Genomic DNA, 18,085 nt, shown 5'->3' on the forward strand with positions numbered 1-18,085 from the left:
ACGTCATGCTGGTAGGCTATGTCAGGGTGTCAACAAATGACCAAAATACTGCGCTGCAGAAAAATGCGCTGGAGTGTGCAGGATGTGAGCTGATTTTTGAGGATAAAATCAGCGGTAAAACGGCGGACAGGCCGGGGTTAAAAAAGGTATTCAGAACGCTGAGCGAAGGCGACACGTTGGTCGTCTGGAAGCTGGACCGGCTTGGGCGCAGCATGCGTCACCTTGTTTCGCTGATTGAGGAACTGCGTACGCGGGGGATTAACTTCCGAAGCCTGACGGACAGCATTGATACCTCCACGCCAATGGGGCGATTTTTCTTTCACGTGATGGGCGCTTTGGCTGAGATGGAACGCGAGCTTATCGTCGAAAGAACCCGGGCAGGACTGGCGGCGGCCAGAGCGGAAGGGCGAATTGGCGGGCGTCGGCCTAAACTGTCGGCAACGCAATGGGCACAGGCCGGGAGGCTAATTGCTGCCGGAGAAACAAGGCAGCAGGTGGCGATTATTTACGATGTCGGCGTCTCTACGCTGTATAAAAAATTTCCGGCAAATGCGAAATCCTAAACCAGCTTCTTCACCAGCGCCTCGCTCTGGCGGATCCGCTCCGGCGCGTTTTCCAGGTCCTGTTGAACCAGGGCCATAAACAGCAGATCGGTCAACATCATCTGGGCGCTGGTAGAGGAAATTGCGGCGCTGCGCGTGGCCTGTTCTTCCGCAATGGTATACAGGCACAGGCTGGCGCGCTGCTGCAGGGCGTTAGGCGTGAAGCCGGTAATCGCGAGGATTTTCGCCCCGGTGTTCAGCGCTTCATCGGCGGCCAGATTGATCTCACGGCGCTCGCCCGAGTATGAAATAGCGAGCAGCACGTCTTCCGGCGTCATCGCCTGCACGGTTGCCAGCAGGGCATGCATATCCTGCTCGGCGACAGCGTGAATACCAATCTTCATCAACTTCCACGAGAAATTCTTCGCCACCAGGCCAGAGGCGCCTATTCCCACGAGCAGCACGCGCCGCGCATTGCGCAGCAGCGAAACGCTCGCCAGCAATTTATCTTCCGCATTAATATCCAGCGTGGCGTGCATCGCCGCGATATTCTCTTTAATCAATTTTTCCCCAACAAGCCTCAGCGGATCGTCACCTAAAATTTGGTTATGAACCGGGACAGAGTTAGGATTTTGACCGCTCGCCAGCGCTTCGCTGATCGCCAGTTTCATTGCCGGGAAGCCTTTGAACCCCAGTTTCTGCGCGAATTTTACGACGCTGGACTGGCTGACACCGGCTTCTTCCGCCAGCTGCTGTGAACTGAGGTGGCGTGCGCGATCGGGCTCAGCGAGCAAAAAGTCGGCCAGCTTGCGGTCACTCTGGGCCAGCATGGCGTAACGGCTTCGAATGCGCAGTAAACAGTTCATTTCACCTCCGGGCGGCACTTCTGATAACGACTTGCTCTGGTAAGCATTTGAGCGAATTATAAATTCCATTATAGAGCAATGTTGCCGAATTAAATATTCTGTTGTGTTCAACCTGCCAGCCAGTAAGGCACGCGGAAAATCGCGGGGCTATCTGTTAGGCTTTAGCTGGCGTTGTTTCGTGAACGCGAGTCCAAAAGGAGCCTGAATTGACACCTCATCACCCGCGCCGCGTCGTCTTTTTTGACCTGGATGGCACTCTGCATCAGCAGGACATGTTCGGCAGCTTCCTGTTTTATCTCCTGCGCCGCCTGCCGCTGAACGTGCCGTTGGTTATTATCTTGTTGCCGCTGATTGGCGGCATGATGCTGATCAAAGGCAGCGCGGCCCGCCAGCCGATGAGCCTGCTGTTATGGGGCATCACGTTTGGGCGCAGCGAGGCCCGGCTTCAGCGGCTACAAAACGAGTTTGTCGCCTGGTTCCGGCAGAAGGTGAGGGCATTTCCCGTCGTCCAGCAGCGCCTCACGGATTATCTGCACAGCCCGGATGCCGACGTCTGGTTGATTACCGGTTCACCGCAGCCGCTGGTGGAAAAAGTCTATTTTGATACGCCGTGGCTGCCGGAGGTCAAAGTGATTGCCAGCCAGATTGCACGGGCTCACGGCGGCTGGATATTGACCCTGCGCTGTCTGGGCCATGAGAAAGTGGTTCAGCTGGAGCAGCATCTTGGCGCGCCGCTGCGGCTTTACAGCGGCTACAGCGACAGCCATCAGGATAATCCCTTACTCTATTTCTGCGAGCACCGCTGGCGCGTCACGCCTCAGGGGGAACTGCAGCAGCTTGAGTGAGGCGTTTTGAATCCGTTAAGCGGTGTGTATAATGCGCCGCCCACTTTTGCCGCGGAGAGCATTGTGTCAGACACAGAATTTACCCATGAACACTGGATGCGCCACGCCCTGACCCTCGCTCAACGAGCCTGGGATGAAGGCGAAGTGCCCGTCGGTGCGGTGCTGGTACACAATAATCAGGTCATAGGTGAAGGCTGGAATCGCCCGATAGGTCGCCACGATCCTACGGCTCACGCGGAGATCATGGCGCTGCGTCAGGGCGGTCTGGTACTGCAAAATTACCGTCTGCTGGATACCACGCTCTATGTAACGCTCGAACCTTGCGTCATGTGCGCGGGGGCGATGGTGCATAGCCGCATTGGCCATTTAGTGTTTGGGGCGCGTGACGCTAAAACCGGGGCGATAGGCTCGCTGATGGACGTACTCGGCCACCCCGGCATGAACCATCAGGTGCAGGTCAGTGAAGGGGTGCTCGCGACAGAGTGCTCAGCCATGCTGAGCGATTTTTTTCGTGCTCGTCGCCTGGAGAAAAAGGCCCTAAAGGAAAAGGCCCGTAAGACGGACTAGTCAGCTCCACCGGGGCAACCGCAGGGTAGGCCTCGGCAAATTTATCAGCCTGGATCGCCTTCTTCTGTTTCTCCTGCAAATACCCTTCCAGACTTAGCTGATACTTGCGGATGTTTTCTACATACGCATAAGCCTCGTGTCCACGAGCATATCCATAGGTCGTTTTGCTGTAATAAGGCTTCAGGCTCAGCAACGGCAGGCGTGTTTTCACATCGGCCCAGCTGTCCGGGTTGCCTTTCTGTTTGGCCGTTAGCTGACGGGCATCCAGCATGTGGGCATAGCCCATGTTATAGGCCGCCAGCGCGAACCAGATACGCTCGTACTCCGGTACCGTGGCCGGGACCTTGCTCATCATATCTTTCAGATACCGGCTGCCGCCGCTGATGCTCTGTTCGGCGTCCAGCCTGTCGGTGATGCCGAGGCTTTGGGCCGTATTTTTTGTCAGCATCATTAACCCGCGCACGCCCGTCGGCGAAGTCGCGTGAGTATCCCAGTGGGATTCCTGATAGGAAATGGCAGCCAGCAGCGGCCAGTCAATGTCGTCGGAGTACTTTTCAAACAGCGGCTGGAGTTCCGGCAAAACGGCATCCACCGCGTTCAGGAAGGTTCGGGTATCGACGTAATCAAAATCGCCAATATGGCCCAGGTATTTCTCCTCAACCCTTGCCAGCGTGCCGTCGCTGCTGATCTTATTATAGAAATCGAGCAGCGCGGCGCTCATGCTGTCGTCGCCATCGCGTTTAGAGAACCAGGTGACCGGTTGTTCATCCGTGACGTCCAGGGCAACGGCCAGTTGGGGATGCACGCGCTGGAAAAGACTGATGGCGATGGAGTCTGAGATGGTAAACGCGATATTGCCGTCAATCACCTGCTGCAAGAGCTGGTTGCTGGTTTGTTTGGCGTCAATGCTCCAGCTCAGGTCGGGGTACTGAGCGTCTTTTAGCTTTTGCAGATCGCTCACCACCGCCTGGCCAGAAGAGAGCACCAGCTGCGATGGCTTGACGCCGCCGAGAGATTTGGGGCGCGGGCTACCCACGCGATAGACCATCTGCTGCGAAACGGAATAATAAGTTGGGCCCGCCTGGTAGTCGCTGCTGCGGCGAGAGTTATACACCAGGCCGGCGGCGAGCAGGTCGGTGTTGTCGTTGTCCAGGTCATCAAACAGCTCGTTAATGTTTGGCCGCACGACCACTAACAGCTTCACGCCCAGGTAGTCTGCAAACTGTTTTGCGAGTTCGTAATCGAGGCCCGTTGCCTTGCCGTTAATCATCGTCCAGGTCAGCGGCGATGAAATGGTACTGACGCGCAAAACCCCCCGCGCTTTGATCGCGGCGATACGGTTTTCGGCCTGATTGAAACCTGGAATGGAGGGCCATAAAGCCACTGCCAGCAACAAGGTGACGATACCGATAAGCAGATAATTAATCTTTATTCTTTTCAAATAGATAACATTCTGCAGCAGGATGAGCCTTAGCCAACAATAACCATGATTTGTCTGAACCCCGTGAGTGAATGAGGCGCATTTTGCGTAAGAAAACGCCAGTAAGCAACTTTTAAGAATATATCGTTTACTTTTCGTGCAATAAAAACTTCTGCTGTTATTTCTACGCAAACGGTTTCGTCGCGGCGGAGGATTCTCTATAATGACGCCCGTTTTCCCCCCTTCGCCCTGAAGACGAGAGATCTTTAATGATGGAAATTCTGCGTGGTTCGCCTGCTCTTTCAGCATTTCGTATTAACAAACTCCTGGCCCGTTTCAACGATGCTCACCTCCCGGTAAGCGATATTTATGCCGAGTATGTTCATTTTGCCGACCTTGAGGCGCCGCTGAACGCTGACGAGCTTGCCCGCCTGCAGCGGCTGTTGAAATATGGTCCAACCCTCGCAGAGCATGCGCCGGAAGGCACCCTGCTGTTGGTGACTCCGCGCCCTGGCACCATCTCCCCCTGGTCTTCAAAAGCTACCGATATCGCCCACAACTGTGACCTGCCGCAGATTAAACGCCTTGAGCGCGGTGTGGCCTGGTATGTTACCGGCAGCACGCTGACCGCTGAGCAGTTGCAGGACGTTGCCGCTCTGCTGCACGACCGCATGATGGAGAGCGTGTTTACCTCTCTGAACGATGCACAGCAGCTGTTTACCCAGCAGCAGCCGGCCCCGGTGCAGAGCGTTGATCTGCTCGGGATAGGGCGCGATGCGCTGGTGGAAGCGAACATTCGCCTTGGCCTCGCGCTGGCGGAAGACGAAATCGACTACCTGCAGGATGCGTTCAACAAGCTTGGCCGCAACCCGAACGACATTGAACTGTATATGTTTGCTCAGGCGAACTCCGAGCACTGCCGCCATAAGATCTTTAACGCCGACTGGATTATTGACGGGCAGAAGCAGCCGAAGTCGCTGTTCAAAATGATCAAAAACACCTTCGAGAAAACGCCGGATTACGTGCTGTCTGCCTATAAAGACAACGCGGCGGTGATGGAAGGTTCCGCCGTCGGCCGCTTCTTCGCCGACCGTGAAGCAGGGCGCTATGACTTCCACCAGGAAGACGCGCATATCCTGATGAAGGTTGAAACCCACAACCACCCGACCGCTATCTCTCCGTGGCCGGGCGCGGCAACCGGCTCAGGCGGTGAAATCCGCGACGAAGGCGCGACCGGGCGTGGCGCGAAGCCAAAAGCAGGCCTGGTGGGCTTCTCCGTGTCTAACCTGCGTATTCCGGGCTTTGAACAGCCGTGGGAGCAGGATTTCGGCAAGCCAGACCGCATCGTTACCGCGCTGGATATCATGACCGAAGGCCCTCTGGGCGGGGCGGCGTTTAACAACGAATTTGGCCGCCCGGCGCTGACCGGCTACTTCCGTACCTATGAAGAGCAGGTGAACAGCCACAACGGCGTGGAGCTGCGCGGTTACCACAAACCTATCATGCTTGCGGGCGGGATCGGCAACATCCGCGCCGACCACGTCCAGAAGGGCGAAATCACCCCTGGCGCGAAGCTGATTGTGCTGGGCGGCCCGGCAATGAACATCGGCCTGGGCGGCGGGGCGGCTTCGTCAATGGCTTCCGGCCAGTCCGATGCGGATTTAGATTTTGCTTCCGTGCAGCGCGACAACCCTGAAATGGAGCGCCGCTGCCAGGAAGTGATCGACCGCTGCTGGCAGATGGGCGACGACAACCCAATCCTGTTTATCCACGATGTTGGCGCGGGTGGCCTGTCTAACGCCATGCCTGAGCTGGTCAGCGATGGCGGACGCGGTGGCCGCTTCGAGCTGCGCGATATTCTTAACGACGAACCGGGCATGAGCCCGCTCGAAGTCTGGTGTAACGAATCTCAGGAGCGCTATGTGCTGGCCGTTGCGCCAGAGCAACTGCCGCTGTTTGATGAACTTTGCCGCCGCGAGCGTGCGCCGTATGCGGTGATTGGTGAAGCCACCACCGAACAGCATCTGACGCTCAACGACAGCCACTTTGATAACCAGCCTATCGACATGCCGCTGGACGTGCTGCTGGGCAAAACGCCGAAGATGGAGCGTAACGTTGAGACGCTGAAAGCCAAAGGCGATGCCTTCAACAGCAGCGAAATTTCTATTGCCGATGCGGTGAAGCGCGTTCTGCACTTGCCGACCGTGGCTGAAAAAACCTTCCTCGTGACCATCGGCGACCGCACGGTAACCGGCATGGTGTCCCGCGATCAGATGGTTGGCCCGTGGCAGATCCCAGTCGCCAACTGCGCGGTGACTACCGCCAGCCTGGACAGCTACTACGGCGAAGCGATGTCTATCGGTGAACGTGCGCCGGTGGCCCTGCTGGACTTCGCGGCATCCGGTCGTCTGGCCGTGGGCGAAGCCTTAACGAACATCGCCGCGACCCAAATTGGCTCCCTGAAGCGCATTAAACTCTCCGCAAACTGGATGGCCGCAGCCGGTCACCCTGGCGAAGATGCCGGCCTGTATGAAGCGGTGAAGGCCGTTGGCGAAGAACTTTGCCCGGCTCTCGGGATCACCATCCCGGTGGGTAAAGACTCCATGTCGATGAAAACCCGCTGGCAGGAAGGTAACGAGCAGCGCGAGATGACCTCTCCGTTGTCGCTGGTGATCACCGCGTTTGCCCGCGTGGAAGACGTGCGTGGCACCGTGACGCCGCAGCTGAGCACCGAAGACAACGCCCTGCTGCTGATCGATTTAGGCAAAGGCCATAACTCGATGGGCGCGACCGCGCTGTCCCAGGTTTACCGCCAACTGGGCGACAAGCCTGCGGACGTTCGCAGCGTTGAGCAACTGAAAGGTTTCTGGGACGCAATGCAGACACTGGTGGCGGATCGCAAACTGCTGGCCTGGCACGACCGTTCCGACGGTGGGCTGCTGGTGACGCTGGCGGAAATGGCCTTTACCGGCCACTGCGGCGTTGAGGTTGATATCGCCGGTCTCGGTAACGATCGCCTGGCCGCATTGTTTAACGAAGAGCTGGGTGGCGTGATCCAGGTTCGCGCTGAGGATCGTGCAGCCGTTGAGGCGCTGCTGGCTAAGCATGGCCTGGCTGACTGCGTGCATTACCTCGGTAAAGCTGTCGAAGGCGACCGCTTCACTATTAGCGCTAACGGGCACGCTGTGTTCAGCGAAAGCCGAACCACGCTGCGTATGTGGTGGGCAGAAACTACCTGGCAGATGCAGCGTCTGCGCGACAACCCAGACTGCGCGGATGAAGAGCACAACGCCAAGGCGAACGATAACGATCCTGGCCTGAACGTGAAGCTGAGCTTCGATATCAAAGAAGATATTGCTGCGACGTTTATCGCGACGGGCGCTCGTCCTAAAGTGGCCATCCTGCGTGAGCAGGGCGTTAACTCCCACGTTGAGATGGCGGCCGCCTTCCACCGTGCGGGCTTTGACGCCATCGACGTGCATATGAGCGACCTGCTGGCGGGCCGTACCGGGCTGGAAAGCTTCCATACGCTGGTGGCGTGCGGCGGCTTCTCTTATGGTGACGTGCTGGGCGCGGGTGAAGGCTGGGCGAAGTCCATCCTGTTCAACGCTCGCGTGCGCGATGAGTTTGAAACCTTCTTCCATCGCCCGGAAACGTTGGCGCTTGGCGTTTGTAATGGCTGCCAGATGATGTCTAACCTGCGTGAGCTGATCCCAGGCAGTGATTTGTGGCCGCGCTTCGTGCGTAACCAGTCCGATCGCTTTGAAGCGCGCTTCAGCCTGGTTGAGGTGACCTCCAGCCCGTCGCTGCTGCTGCAGGGCATGGCCGGTTCCCATATGCCTATCGCGGTTTCTCACGGCGAAGGTCGTGTGGAAGTGCGTGATGCCGCTCATCTCGCCGCGCTTGAAAGCAAAGGGCTGGTGGCGCTGCGCTTTGTGGATAACTTCGCGAACGTGACCGAAACCTACCCGGCTAACCCGAACGGTTCGCCGAACGGCATCACCGCGGTGAGCAACGAAAGCGGGCGCGTGACCATCATGATGCCGCACCCTGAGCGTGTGTTCCGTACCGTGAGTAATTCCTGGCACCCGGCAGAGTGGGGCGAAGACAGCCCGTGGATGCGTATTTTCCGCAACGCACGTAAGCAACTGGGCTGATTACCCTCACCCCGACCCTCTCCCTAAAGGGAGAGGGGGAAAACAGCAGGCAGGCTCCGATCCAGTCCCCTGGCTTTTAGAGGGTGGGAAAACAGCAGACAGGCTCCGATCCAGTGCCCTCTCCCCTTTGGGGAGAGGGCCAGGGTGAGGGGCTTTTTTTGTCACTAAACCCCGACACCTTCACTTTTAAAGTGTCGTCAAAAAGAGACATTTAACTCATTGATTTTTAATGATGTGATTGAGCGGGTTAAAGAGTGTTGTGAAATGGCGACATAGAGAACAAAAAATACGCACAATATATCCTCCTGCATTCCTTCTTAATTATATTTAAAACAATTAGTTAAATTTAAACTTGTAAAGTTGGCATGATATCTGCTTAATAACGCTCAGTGGCTCATTCAATCTCTTATGTCAGCGTCTTTTCAGACAGACTACATAAACCGCCGAATGACGCACAAAAAGGTGCCTGCCGTCCGATTTTTGATAAATGCCTTTCGGCTTATCATGCTCCGGGCGAAACGTTGAGTAAGGCGCCGCCTAATTCCTAAACAAAGGCAGGGTTTTTGACCCTGCCTTTGTTGTTTCCGGGAATCGCACCTTTCCACCACGCGCAATCGCGGCTAGCATCGTGTCATACAGGTAATGTGAGATGAAGCTATTGAACCAGTGGCATTTTTTCCCTCGATCTTTGCGCCAGCTTGTCATGATGGCCTTTTTATTGGTGCTCGTACCGCTGCTGGTGCTTGCGTGGCAGGCGTGGCAAAGCCTTAACGCCCTGAGCGCTCAGGCCGCGTTGACCAACCGCACCACGTTGACCGATGCCCGCCGCAGTGAAGCGATGACTAATGTCGCATTGGAAATGGAGCGGAGCTACCGTCAATATTGCGTGCTCGATGACTCACGCCTTGCCCAGCTGTATCAGGGGCAGCGTCAGCGCTATGCTCAAATGCTTGAAGCCCACGCCTCCGTATTACCCGATCCGAAACTCTACCAATCACTCAGCCAGTCTTTGAGCGATCTGGCTGAACTCAAATGTAAAAACAGCGGGCCGGAAGCGCCTGCGGCAAACCAACTGGAACAATTCGCCTCAACCAATGCAGAAATGGTGCAGGCCACGCGGGCGGTGGTGTTCTCTCGTGGACAGCAGCTGCAGCAGGAAATTGCTGAGCGAGGCCAGTTCTTCGGCTGGCAGGCCTTGGTGCTGTTTCTGCTCAGCCTGGGGCTGGTCATCATCTTCACCCGCATGATTATCGGCCCGGTTAAAGGCATCGAACGGATGATTAACCGGCTGGGGGAAGGGCGTTTGCTCGGCAACAGCGAGGTCTTTAAAGGGCCGCGTGAGCTGCGTTCCGTTGGGCAGCGCATTGTCTGGTTAAGCGAACGCCTGTCCTGGCTTGAATCTCAGCGCCACGAGTTCCTCCGCCATCTTTCCCATGAATTAAAAACGCCGCTCGCCAGTATGAGAGAGGGGACTGAACTGCTTGCTGACCAGGTTGCCGGGCCGCTCAATGCCGACCAAAAAGAGGTCGTCGCTATTCTGGACAACAGCAGCCGCCACCTGCAAAAGCTGATTGAACAACTGCTGGACTATAACCGCAAGCTGGCGGACGGAACGGTAACGCTGGAAAGGGTCGAACTGGCCCCGATTGTGGAGATGGTTATCTCTGCCCACAGTCTGCCGGCGAGGGCTAAAATGATGCATACCGACATTCAATTGAGCCCAAAAGCCTGCCTCGCAGAGGCGACGCTGCTGATGAGCGTACTGGATAATCTCTACTCCAATGCGGTGCACTATGGCAGTGAATCCGGTACCATTTATCTCCGGAGTTTGCAGGTGGGCGCGATACTGTACATTGAGGTCGCGAATACCGGCGAGCCGATTCCGGCCACGGAACAAGAGATGATTTTTGAGCCTTTCTTCCAGGGTAGCCACCAGCGGAAGGGCTCCGTAAAGGGAAGTGGGCTGGGGTTAAGTATCGCCAGGGATTGCATTCGACGTATGCACGGAAAACTTAGCCTGATCAACGCTAACAGCGCGGAAGTGTGCTTCCGTATCGAATTACCGGTTTTCCCTGAGAATGATTAAAACGATGAAAGTACTTTTATTGCGTGAACCGCGCCGCGGGTCTTTGACTCGCCTGATTTGCTGGGTATCTGGGGCGCTGGTTGGCGCGACGCTGTTGACAGGCTGCGCCCCCGCAAGGGTGTCCAGCAGCCTGGATGAGGCCCACAAACCGCATATTCCAGAACAACAAATCCCTGATTACCTGTCCACGGACTGCACCGAAATATGGGATCTCACGGGGCATGACGTCAGCAGTAACCCGCTTTACTGGCTTCGCGGTATGGATTGCGCCCAGCGCCTGTCACCGGCAGAAGCCCGCGCGGAAGCCCGCCAGTGGCCAGCAGAAACCTGGCAGGACACGTTTAAGCGCGGCATTTTGCTGTCTACGGCTAAAATTACCCCGACCGAGCGCCGCCGCTACATGACCCAGCTCGACACCATGACCAGCGAAGTGCCTGTGCAGGTACGTTCTCTGTTTGAGATTTGGCGCGACGGGCAACAGTCTCAGCTTAAACTCTCGGATGAGCGCACGCGCTACAGCAAGCTGCAGCAGTCAACCGACGGCGAGCTGGATACGCTGCGGGAGCAGCAGCAGCGCCTTCGCAGCCAGCTCGATCTCACTACGCGCAAGCTGGAAAATCTGACCGACATTGAGCGTCAGCTTTCCAGCCGCAAGCCGGGAAGCAATCTGGTGCCCGGCACGCACAGCACGGATGACAATGACGACGACGATAGCGGCGCTTCAAACAAATCGCAGCCGGAGGCAAAACCATGACGCAAAGGAAACCCGCGCGCTTACTATTAGTGGATGATGATCCCGGCCTGTTAAAGCTGCTGGGAATGCGCCTGTCGAGCGAGGGCTATACGGTCACCACGGCTGAAAGCGGGGCTGAGGGGCTGAAAGTCCTGGCACGGGAAAAAATCGACCTGGTGATAAGCGATCTCAGGATGGACGAAATGGACGGCATGGCGCTGTTCGCGGAGATCCAAAAAGGCCAGCCGGGGATGCCGGTGATCATCCTGACTGCGCACGGTTCTATTCCTGACGCGGTGGCGGCGACCCAGCAGGGTGTATTCAGTTTCCTCACCAAACCGGTGGACAGAGACGCACTTTATCAGGCCATCGACAACGCGCTTGAGCATACCGTCATCGCTGGCGATGACATGTGGCGCGACACCATTGTGACCCGCAGCCCGATTATGCAGCGTTTACTCGAGCAGGCACGCATGGTGGCGCAGTCGGACGTCAGCGTGTTGATTAACGGCCAAAGCGGCACCGGGAAAGAGATTCTGGCCCAGGCGATACACAACGCCAGCCCGCGCAGCAAAAAAGCGTTTATCGCTATCAACTGTGGCGCGCTGCCTGAACAGTTGCTTGAGTCAGAGCTGTTCGGCCACGCTCGCGGAGCCTTTACCGGGGCGGTGAGCAGCCGCGAAGGCCTGTTCCAGGCGGCAGAAGGTGGAACGCTATTTCTGGATGAGATCGGCGATATGCCTATCCCGCTGCAGGTTAAGCTGCTGCGCGTTTTGCAGGAGCGAAAAGTTCGCCCGCTGGGCAGCAACCGCGATCTGGACATCGACGTGCGGATTATCTCCGCCACGCACCGGGACTTGCCGAAAGCGATGGAGCGCGGGGAGTTTCGTGAAGACCTCTTCTACCGCCTCAACGTTGTGAACCTGAAAATTCCTGCGTTGCATGAACGTGCCGAAGATATTCCGCTGCTGGCGAATCATTTGTTACGCCAGTCCGCCGACAGGCACAAACCTTTCGTTCGGAGTTTCTCCACCGACGCCATGAAGCGGTTGATGACCGCAAGCTGGCCTGGCAACGTACGTCAGCTAGTGAACGTGATTGAGCAGTGCGTGGCGCTGACCTCAGCCCCGGTGATTGGCGAAGCGCTGGTGGAGCAGGCGCTGGAAGGCGAAAACACCGCCTTGCCGACATTTGTCGAAGCCCGTAACCAGTTCGAACTAAACTATCTGCGTAAGCTGCTGCAAATTACCAAAGGAAATGTCACCCATGCCGCACGCATGGCGGGGCGTAACCGAACCGAATTCTATAAATTACTGGCCAGGCATGAACTCGAGGCCAATGACTTTAAAGAGTAGGCTGTGGTAGTGTGAGCAACCGATTACTAACAGTACAAAACGCCGCGCGGGGACACCGGTAATACCATGAAAAAAATTGATGCGATTATTAAACCTTTCAAACTGGATGATGTGCGCGAAGCGCTGGCTGAAGTGGGCATTACCGGCATGACGGTGACGGAAGTCAAAGGTTTTGGCCGTCAGAAAGGGCATACCGAGCTGTACCGCGGTGCCGAGTACATGGTGGACTTTCTGCCAAAAGTAAAAATTGAAATTGTGGTGACCGACGATATCGTTGATACCTGCGTGGACACCATTATCCGCACGGCCCAGACCGGCAAGATCGGTGACGGTAAGATTTTCGTGTTTGATGTGGCGCGCGTGGTGCGTATTCGTACCGGCGAAGAAGACGACGCGGCGATTTGATTTAGATTTTTCCCCTCTCCCGGGAAGGGAGAGGGGCAGTCTTACTAAACTACATCACCTTGTGCGGGCCAAAGCACTCATAGTGAATGCTGTCTTTATTCACGCCAATCTTCACCAGCTGTTCCGCCGCAAAACGCATAAAGTTGATCGGGCCGCAGAGATAGAACTGCATCGCCGGATCGCTTAACTTCCCTTCGATTTCCAGCAGATTCATCAGTCCTTCACGGTCAAAGCGCGCCTGAGCACGATCCTCTGCGGAGGGTTCACGGTACCAGACGTGGCTTTCAAATTTCGGCAACTGAGCGCCAAGCCCTGCCACTTCTTCGCTAAACGCATGCACATCCCCGTGCTCGGCGGCGTGCAGCCAGTTGACCTGTGCCTGATGGCCGCCGTTCGCCAGCGTGTCCAGCATCGAGAGCATCGGCGTCTGGCCGACGCCTGCGGAAATCAGCGTTACCGGCGTGTCGGATTTTACGTCCATAAAGAAGTCGCCTGCCGGTGAAGCCAGATGCACCCGATCCCCCGCCTGAGCATGATTGTGCAGCCAGTTTGAGACCATACCTTTCTCTTCACGCTTCACGGCAATGCGGTAACTTTTCCCGTTCGGCTGGCGGGTCAAAGAGTACTGACGAATTTCCTGATGCGGGAAACCAACAGGTTTCAGCCAGACGCCGAGGTATTGCCCCGGCTGATAATCTGCCACCGGGCCGCCGTCTAACGGGGCAAGTTCGAAGCTGGCGATCAGTGAGCTTTGCTCTTTTTTCTCTACGATAGTGAAGGGACGCGTGCCTTCCCAGCCACCCTGCTTAGCGGCGTTATCCTGGTAAATTTCTGATTCACGGTTAATAAAGACCTGCGCCAGAACGCCGTAGGCTTTTCCCCATGCGTCCAGCACTTCCTGCCCCGGGCTGAACAGCTCGTCTAACGTGGCCAGCAGATGGCCGCCCACAATGTTGTACTGCTCCGGTTTAATCTGGAAGGTAGTGTGTTTCTGGGCGATTTTCTCTACCGCGGGCAGCAGGGCGGCCAGATTTTCGATGTTGGAAGCATAGGCGCAAATGGCGTTGAACAGCGCTTCACGCTGGTCACCGTTGCGCTGGTTGCTCATGTTAAAGATCTCTTTCAGCTCAGGGTTGTGGCTGAACATGCGCTCATAAAAGTGGGCGGTAAGTTTAGGCCCTGTCGCGGCCAGCAGAGGGATGGTCGACTTAACAACGGCGATGGTTCGTGCGTCTAGCATGGCGGTCTCCATAAACAGCGTAGTGTATAAATTGCATTTTAAATGCATCTTATAGAAATGGCCTTATGTTGTAAATGGGTTATCGTTGTTAACGACTGAGCTCACAGAACGTGAAAAATACGCATAGTATTGATGAAGAAATATCCGGCAAAGAGATGCAGGGTTTATTGCGTTGAAGCCTTATTCCATGCCTGGGTAATCGTTTGCGTAAAAACCTCTGTCAAGCCCTATCACCCGAAAGGGTTTCGGTTTACACTGTTGCCCGTCGCCCAAATGGGCCCCCTCATTGCAGTAAAATTTTTACCGTTAGCTGAGTCAGGAGATGCGAATGTTAAAGCGTGAAATGAACATTGCCGATTATGATGCCGAACTGTGGCAGGCCATGGAGCAAGAGAAAGTACGTCAGGAAGAGCACATTGAACTGATCGCCTCCGAAAACTACACCAGCCCGCGCGTGATGCAGGCTCAGGGTTCTCAGCTGACAAACAAATATGCTGAAGGTTACCCAGGCAAGCGCTACTACGGCGGTTGCGAGTACGTGGACATCGTCGAACAGCTGGCTATCGACCGTGCAAAAGAGCTGTTTGGCGCAGACTATGCGAACGTGCAGCCACACTCCGGTTCCCAGGCTAACTTCGCGGTATACACCGCGCTGCTGCAGCCGGGCGATACCGTGCTGGGCATGAACCTGGCGCAGGGCGGCCACCTGACTCACGGCTCCCCGGTTAACTTCTCCGGTAAGCTGTACAACATCATTCCTTACGGTATTGATGAGTCAGGTAAAATTGACTACGAAGACATGGCGAAGCAGGCTAAAGAGCACAAGCCGAAGATGATCATCGGCGGCTTCTCTGCCTACTCCGGCGTGGTTGACTGGGCTAAGATGCGCGAAATCGCAGACAGCATCGGCGCTTACCTGTTCGTTGACATGGCGCACGTTGCGGGCCTGATTGCCGCAGACGTTTACCCGAACCCGGTGCCACACGCACACGTTGTCACCACCACCACCCACAAAACCCTGGCGGGTCCACGCGGTGGCCTGATCCTGGCGAAGGGCGGCGACGAAGATCTCTACAAGAAACTGAACTCTGCCGTATTCCCAAGCGCGCAGGGCGGCCCGCTGATGCACGTTATCGCGGCCAAGGCTGTGGCGCTGAAAGAAGCGATGGAGCCTGAGTTCAAGGTTTACCAGCAGCAGGTTGCGAAAAATGCCAAAGCGATGGTGGAAGTGTTCCTGAACCGTGGCTACAAAGTGGTTTCCGGCGGGACTGAAAACCACCTGTTCCTGCTGGATCTGGTTAATAAAAACCTGACCGGTAAAGAAGCTGACGCTGCCCTGGGCCGCGCCAACATCACCGTGAACAAAAACAGCGTACCAAACGATCCGAAGAGCCCGTTCGTGACCTCCGGTATCCGTATCGGTTCTCCGGCTGTTACTCGCCGCGGCTTTAAAGAAGCGGAAGTGAAAGAGCTGGCTGGCTGGATGTGTGACGTTCTGGACAACATCAATGATGAAGCGGTTATTGAGCGCGTCAAAGGTAAAGTGCTGGATATCTGTGCTCGCTTCCCGGTTTACGCATAATCGTTAAGCTGAAAAGTTGAAAGGCTCCCAATCGGGAGCCTTTTTTATTGCTTCTGGCTTAGCGTCAGCCCGACATCCCCGCCGGGATGAACGGCGAGCAGCGTCTCCTTCGAATACCCGCTCTCGCTCATCAGGCAGGCGCAGGCGGCATCAAAAATCGCCAGCGCCAGAATTATCGACGTGGTCGCCAGCATATTCAGCGGATCCATTTCCTGCTTCACGCCGGTAGAAATCACCAGCCTTGCTGCCTGGGCGATGGCCGAATCCGGGTTCTCGGTGACGCTAATGAGCGGGACGTTTCTGGCCGCCAGGCCCGGCAGCAGCCGCGTCAGCTCATCGGAATTCCCGCCCCGGGAAAGCATGATCATCAGATCGTCCGCACGGAGAAAACCCAGATCGCCATGTGCCGCGTCCGTCGCGCTGAGATAAATGGCCGGGTGTTCGACGCAGGCCAGCATATGGGCAATTTTCCTCGCGGCGATGCCCGAAGTACCGACGCCGGTGACCACAATCTTGCCTTTACAGTTTCTCAGTTCGGCCAGCAAGGCGAGCCACTGCGGCTCGCTTAAATGCTGTTCCAGCGCGGCAAGCTCGCGGCTGCAGGTTGCCCAAGCGCTGACGGCCTGCTGCCATGAATGACTCATGCTTCCTCCTGCATCAGCTGGCGGTATTTCATGTGGTCGAGATACATCTCATGGAACACTTTGTATTTGCGGTCGTAGTACTGCTTGATGCGGTTGGTCTGCGGCGTGACCGTTTTGCCAATGCGGCTCATGACCGACATCGCTTCCGGGAAGGAATCAAACACGCCCGCCGCCACCGTGCCCATCATCGCGCTGCCCAGCAGCATCGCCTCGCTCTCTTCCGGCAACAACATCGCGCAGCCGGTGGCGTTGGCGTGCTCCTGAACGAAGATAGGGTTTTTAGTGCCGCCACCGCTCGCCATGATGGTGTCGATGGTGTAGCCGCTGTGGTTCATGGTTTCGATAATATGGCGGGTACCGAGTGCGATAGCCTGAATCGTCGCCAGGTACTGCAGCGCCATATCTTCCGGCGTGCGGGAAAGCTTCAGCCCGCTGATAACGCCGGTTAGCGTCGGGTTGGCGCGCGGCGAACGGTTGCCGTGGAAGTAGGGCAGGATGTGCATATCCTTCGTTAAGAAGGCGATGTTTTCCGGCTCCCCGGCCATTTTACGCAGCAGAGCGTTCAGCAGTTCGTAAATGGTTTGCCCCTGAGTCTTCGCCTGGGCAAGCAGCGTCTCATAGCACGGATGAGACTGAATAATATGGTCGATAAGCGCTCCGGTGGCCGACTGGCCGCCTTCGTTGAGCCAGTAGCCCGGCAGCACGGCGGAGTAGTAAGGCCCCCAAACGCCATTAATAAAACGAGCTTCTTTTGAAATGGCCATATGCCCGGTAGAGGTGCCGCCGATGAGCGCCACGCGGCGGTCGAAGTCTGCCACTTCGCCCGAAACGCCGCAGGCGCCGAGCGTACCGAGCGTGCCGGCATGGGCGTCAATAATCGAGACGCTGACGGCGGTGCCGGCAATCAGCCCCATCTCGCTTGCGGCGCGCTGCGTCAGGCCGTGGCCCAGTGGCTCCCCCATGGTTTTTACATAGCGGCCAATTTTTTCCGCATCGTGCTCCAGAAGATCTTCCAGCCCAATCTGGCGGAAGTAGCTGCTGTCCCATTTGTCTTCGTGGCCCATGTAGGTCCATTTGCAGACGGTGGAGCAGAGCGAGCGAGTATCATCCCCGGTGGCGCGCCAGGTCAGGAAGTCCGGGAGGTCAAAATAGTAACCGGCATTAGACCAGGTATTCGGCATGTGCTGTTTAAGCCAGAGCAATTTTGGCGTTTGCATTTCCGGGGAAATAATCCCGCCCACGTAGTCCAGCACGCGGTGGTGCAGGGCATTAATTCTGTCGGCCTGGGTAATGGCGCGGTGATCCATCCACACAATGATGTTCTGTTCGCTGCGCCCTGAAGGGCTGATGGTCAGCGGCTTACCTTCTTTATCCAGTACCACCAGGGAACAGGTGGCGTCGAATCCCAGCCCTTTTACCTGAATCGGATTAATGTCGGCCTGGTTAACCGCATCCCGCAACGCGTTGCAAACCGCCTGCCAGATATTGTCCGAGGATTGCTCAACGAAGTCCGCCTGTGGGCGGTAAATCTCAATCGCCCGGCTTGCCTCGCCTACCATTCTGCCATTCAGGTCAAAGACGCCCGCGCGGGCGCTTCCCGTCCCTACATCCACCCCAATGAAGTAACTCGCCATAATGATTCT

General features: G+C 56.5%; 14 protein-coding genes. 9 read left to right on the top strand and 5 right to left on the bottom strand.

All coding sequences use genetic code 11. From position 1 onward, the window contains the following. Nucleotides 1-5 precede the first annotated feature (5 nt). Entirely contained in the window at nt 6-563 is a 558-nt protein-coding gene (locus tag ACREYP_RS05140; protein ID WP_336819111.1) for a recombinase family protein, read from the top strand. Here ACREYP_RS05140 and ACREYP_RS05145 read toward each other — a convergent pair. After that, nucleotides 560-1,408 carry a MurR/RpiR family transcriptional regulator gene (locus ACREYP_RS05145; RefSeq protein WP_166990418.1) on the bottom strand — a complete coding sequence of 283 codons (849 nt, stop codon included), beginning with the start codon at nt 1,406-1,408 and terminating at the stop codon, nt 560-562. The two genes, ACREYP_RS05140 and ACREYP_RS05145, sit on opposite strands and share 4 nt — an antisense overlap. A gap of 206 nt (nt 1,409-1,614) precedes the next feature. Here ACREYP_RS05145 and yfhb point away from each other — a divergent pair, with 206 nt between their 5' ends. After that, nucleotides 1,615-2,253: a phosphatidylglycerophosphatase C gene (yfhb, locus tag ACREYP_RS05150; protein ID WP_336819113.1), complete on the top strand. Its 639-nt coding sequence runs from the start codon at nt 1,615-1,617 to the stop codon at nt 2,251-2,253. Nucleotides 2,254-2,349: 96 nt separating this feature from the next. After that, the gene (gene tadA / locus ACREYP_RS05155) at nt 2,350-2,820 is read left to right on the top strand and encodes a tRNA adenosine(34) deaminase TadA (RefSeq protein ID WP_286175196.1); all 471 of its coding nucleotides are present in this window, start codon (nt 2,350-2,352) and stop codon (nt 2,818-2,820) included. Here the strand turns inward: tadA and mltF are convergent. Continuing rightward, nucleotides 2,711-4,261: a membrane-bound lytic murein transglycosylase MltF gene (gene mltF, locus ACREYP_RS05160; protein ID WP_336819114.1), complete on the bottom strand. Its 1,551-nt coding sequence runs from the start codon at nt 4,259-4,261 to the stop codon at nt 2,711-2,713. The genes tadA and mltF overlap by 110 nt on opposite strands. A 248-nt stretch (nt 4,262-4,509) precedes the next feature. Between mltF and purL the strand changes: the two genes are divergently transcribed. The 5 genes from purL (at nt 4,510) to glnB (ending at nt 12,976) form a co-directional block, all read left to right on the top strand. Then, on the top strand, nt 4,510-8,397 hold the full coding sequence (gene purL / locus ACREYP_RS05165) for a phosphoribosylformylglycinamidine synthase (protein WP_336819115.1): 3,888 nt from the start codon (nt 4,510-4,512) through the stop codon (nt 8,395-8,397). 649 nt (nt 8,398-9,046) lie between these two features. Further along, the gene (locus ACREYP_RS05170) at nt 9,047-10,483 is read left to right on the top strand and encodes a sensor histidine kinase (protein WP_008459462.1); all 1,437 of its coding nucleotides are present in this window, start codon (nt 9,047-9,049) and stop codon (nt 10,481-10,483) included. Nucleotides 10,484-10,487: 4 nt separating this feature from the next. Next, nucleotides 10,488-11,237 carry a two-component system QseEF-associated lipoprotein QseG gene (gene qseG / locus ACREYP_RS05175; RefSeq protein WP_442892472.1) on the top strand — a complete coding sequence of 250 codons (750 nt, stop codon included), beginning with the start codon at nt 10,488-10,490 and terminating at the stop codon, nt 11,235-11,237. Then, complete coding sequence (gene glrR / locus ACREYP_RS05180) at nt 11,234-12,571, top strand: two-component system response regulator GlrR (protein WP_008459460.1); 1,338 nt, start codon at nt 11,234-11,236, stop codon at nt 12,569-12,571. The genes qseG and glrR overlap by 4 nt, the downstream gene beginning before the upstream one ends. Nucleotides 12,572-12,637: 66 nt before the next feature. Continuing rightward, complete coding sequence (gene glnB, locus ACREYP_RS05185; RefSeq protein WP_002438074.1) at nt 12,638-12,976, top strand: nitrogen regulatory protein P-II; 339 nt, start codon at nt 12,638-12,640, stop codon at nt 12,974-12,976. Nucleotides 12,977-13,025: 49 nt separating this feature from the next. On the opposite strand, the gene hmpA is transcribed toward glnB, so the two are convergent. Continuing rightward, complete coding sequence (gene hmpA / locus ACREYP_RS05190; protein WP_336819117.1) at nt 13,026-14,216, bottom strand: NO-inducible flavohemoprotein; 1,191 nt, start codon at nt 14,214-14,216, stop codon at nt 13,026-13,028. Nucleotides 14,217-14,544: 328 nt separating this feature from the next. Between hmpA and glyA the strand changes: the two genes are divergently transcribed. After that, nucleotides 14,545-15,798: a serine hydroxymethyltransferase gene (glyA, locus tag ACREYP_RS05195; RefSeq protein ID WP_008459452.1), complete on the top strand. Its 1,254-nt coding sequence runs from the start codon at nt 14,545-14,547 to the stop codon at nt 15,796-15,798. A 44-nt stretch (nt 15,799-15,842) separates the two neighbouring features. Here glyA and ACREYP_RS05200 read toward each other — a convergent pair whose 3' ends face one another. Further along, the gene (locus ACREYP_RS05200) at nt 15,843-16,442 is read right to left on the bottom strand and encodes a KpsF/GutQ family sugar-phosphate isomerase (RefSeq protein ID WP_008459451.1); all 600 of its coding nucleotides are present in this window, start codon (nt 16,440-16,442) and stop codon (nt 15,843-15,845) included. After that, entirely contained in the window at nt 16,439-18,076 is a 1,638-nt protein-coding gene (locus ACREYP_RS05205) for an FGGY-family carbohydrate kinase (protein ID WP_498881176.1), read from the bottom strand. The genes ACREYP_RS05200 and ACREYP_RS05205 overlap by 4 nt, the downstream gene beginning before the upstream one ends. Nucleotides 18,077-18,085: the final 9 nt, after the last annotated feature.

The organism is Enterobacter sp. TMH.L2, assembly GCF_050847315.1.
Lineage (GTDB): Bacteria > Pseudomonadota > Gammaproteobacteria > Enterobacterales > Enterobacteriaceae > Cedecea.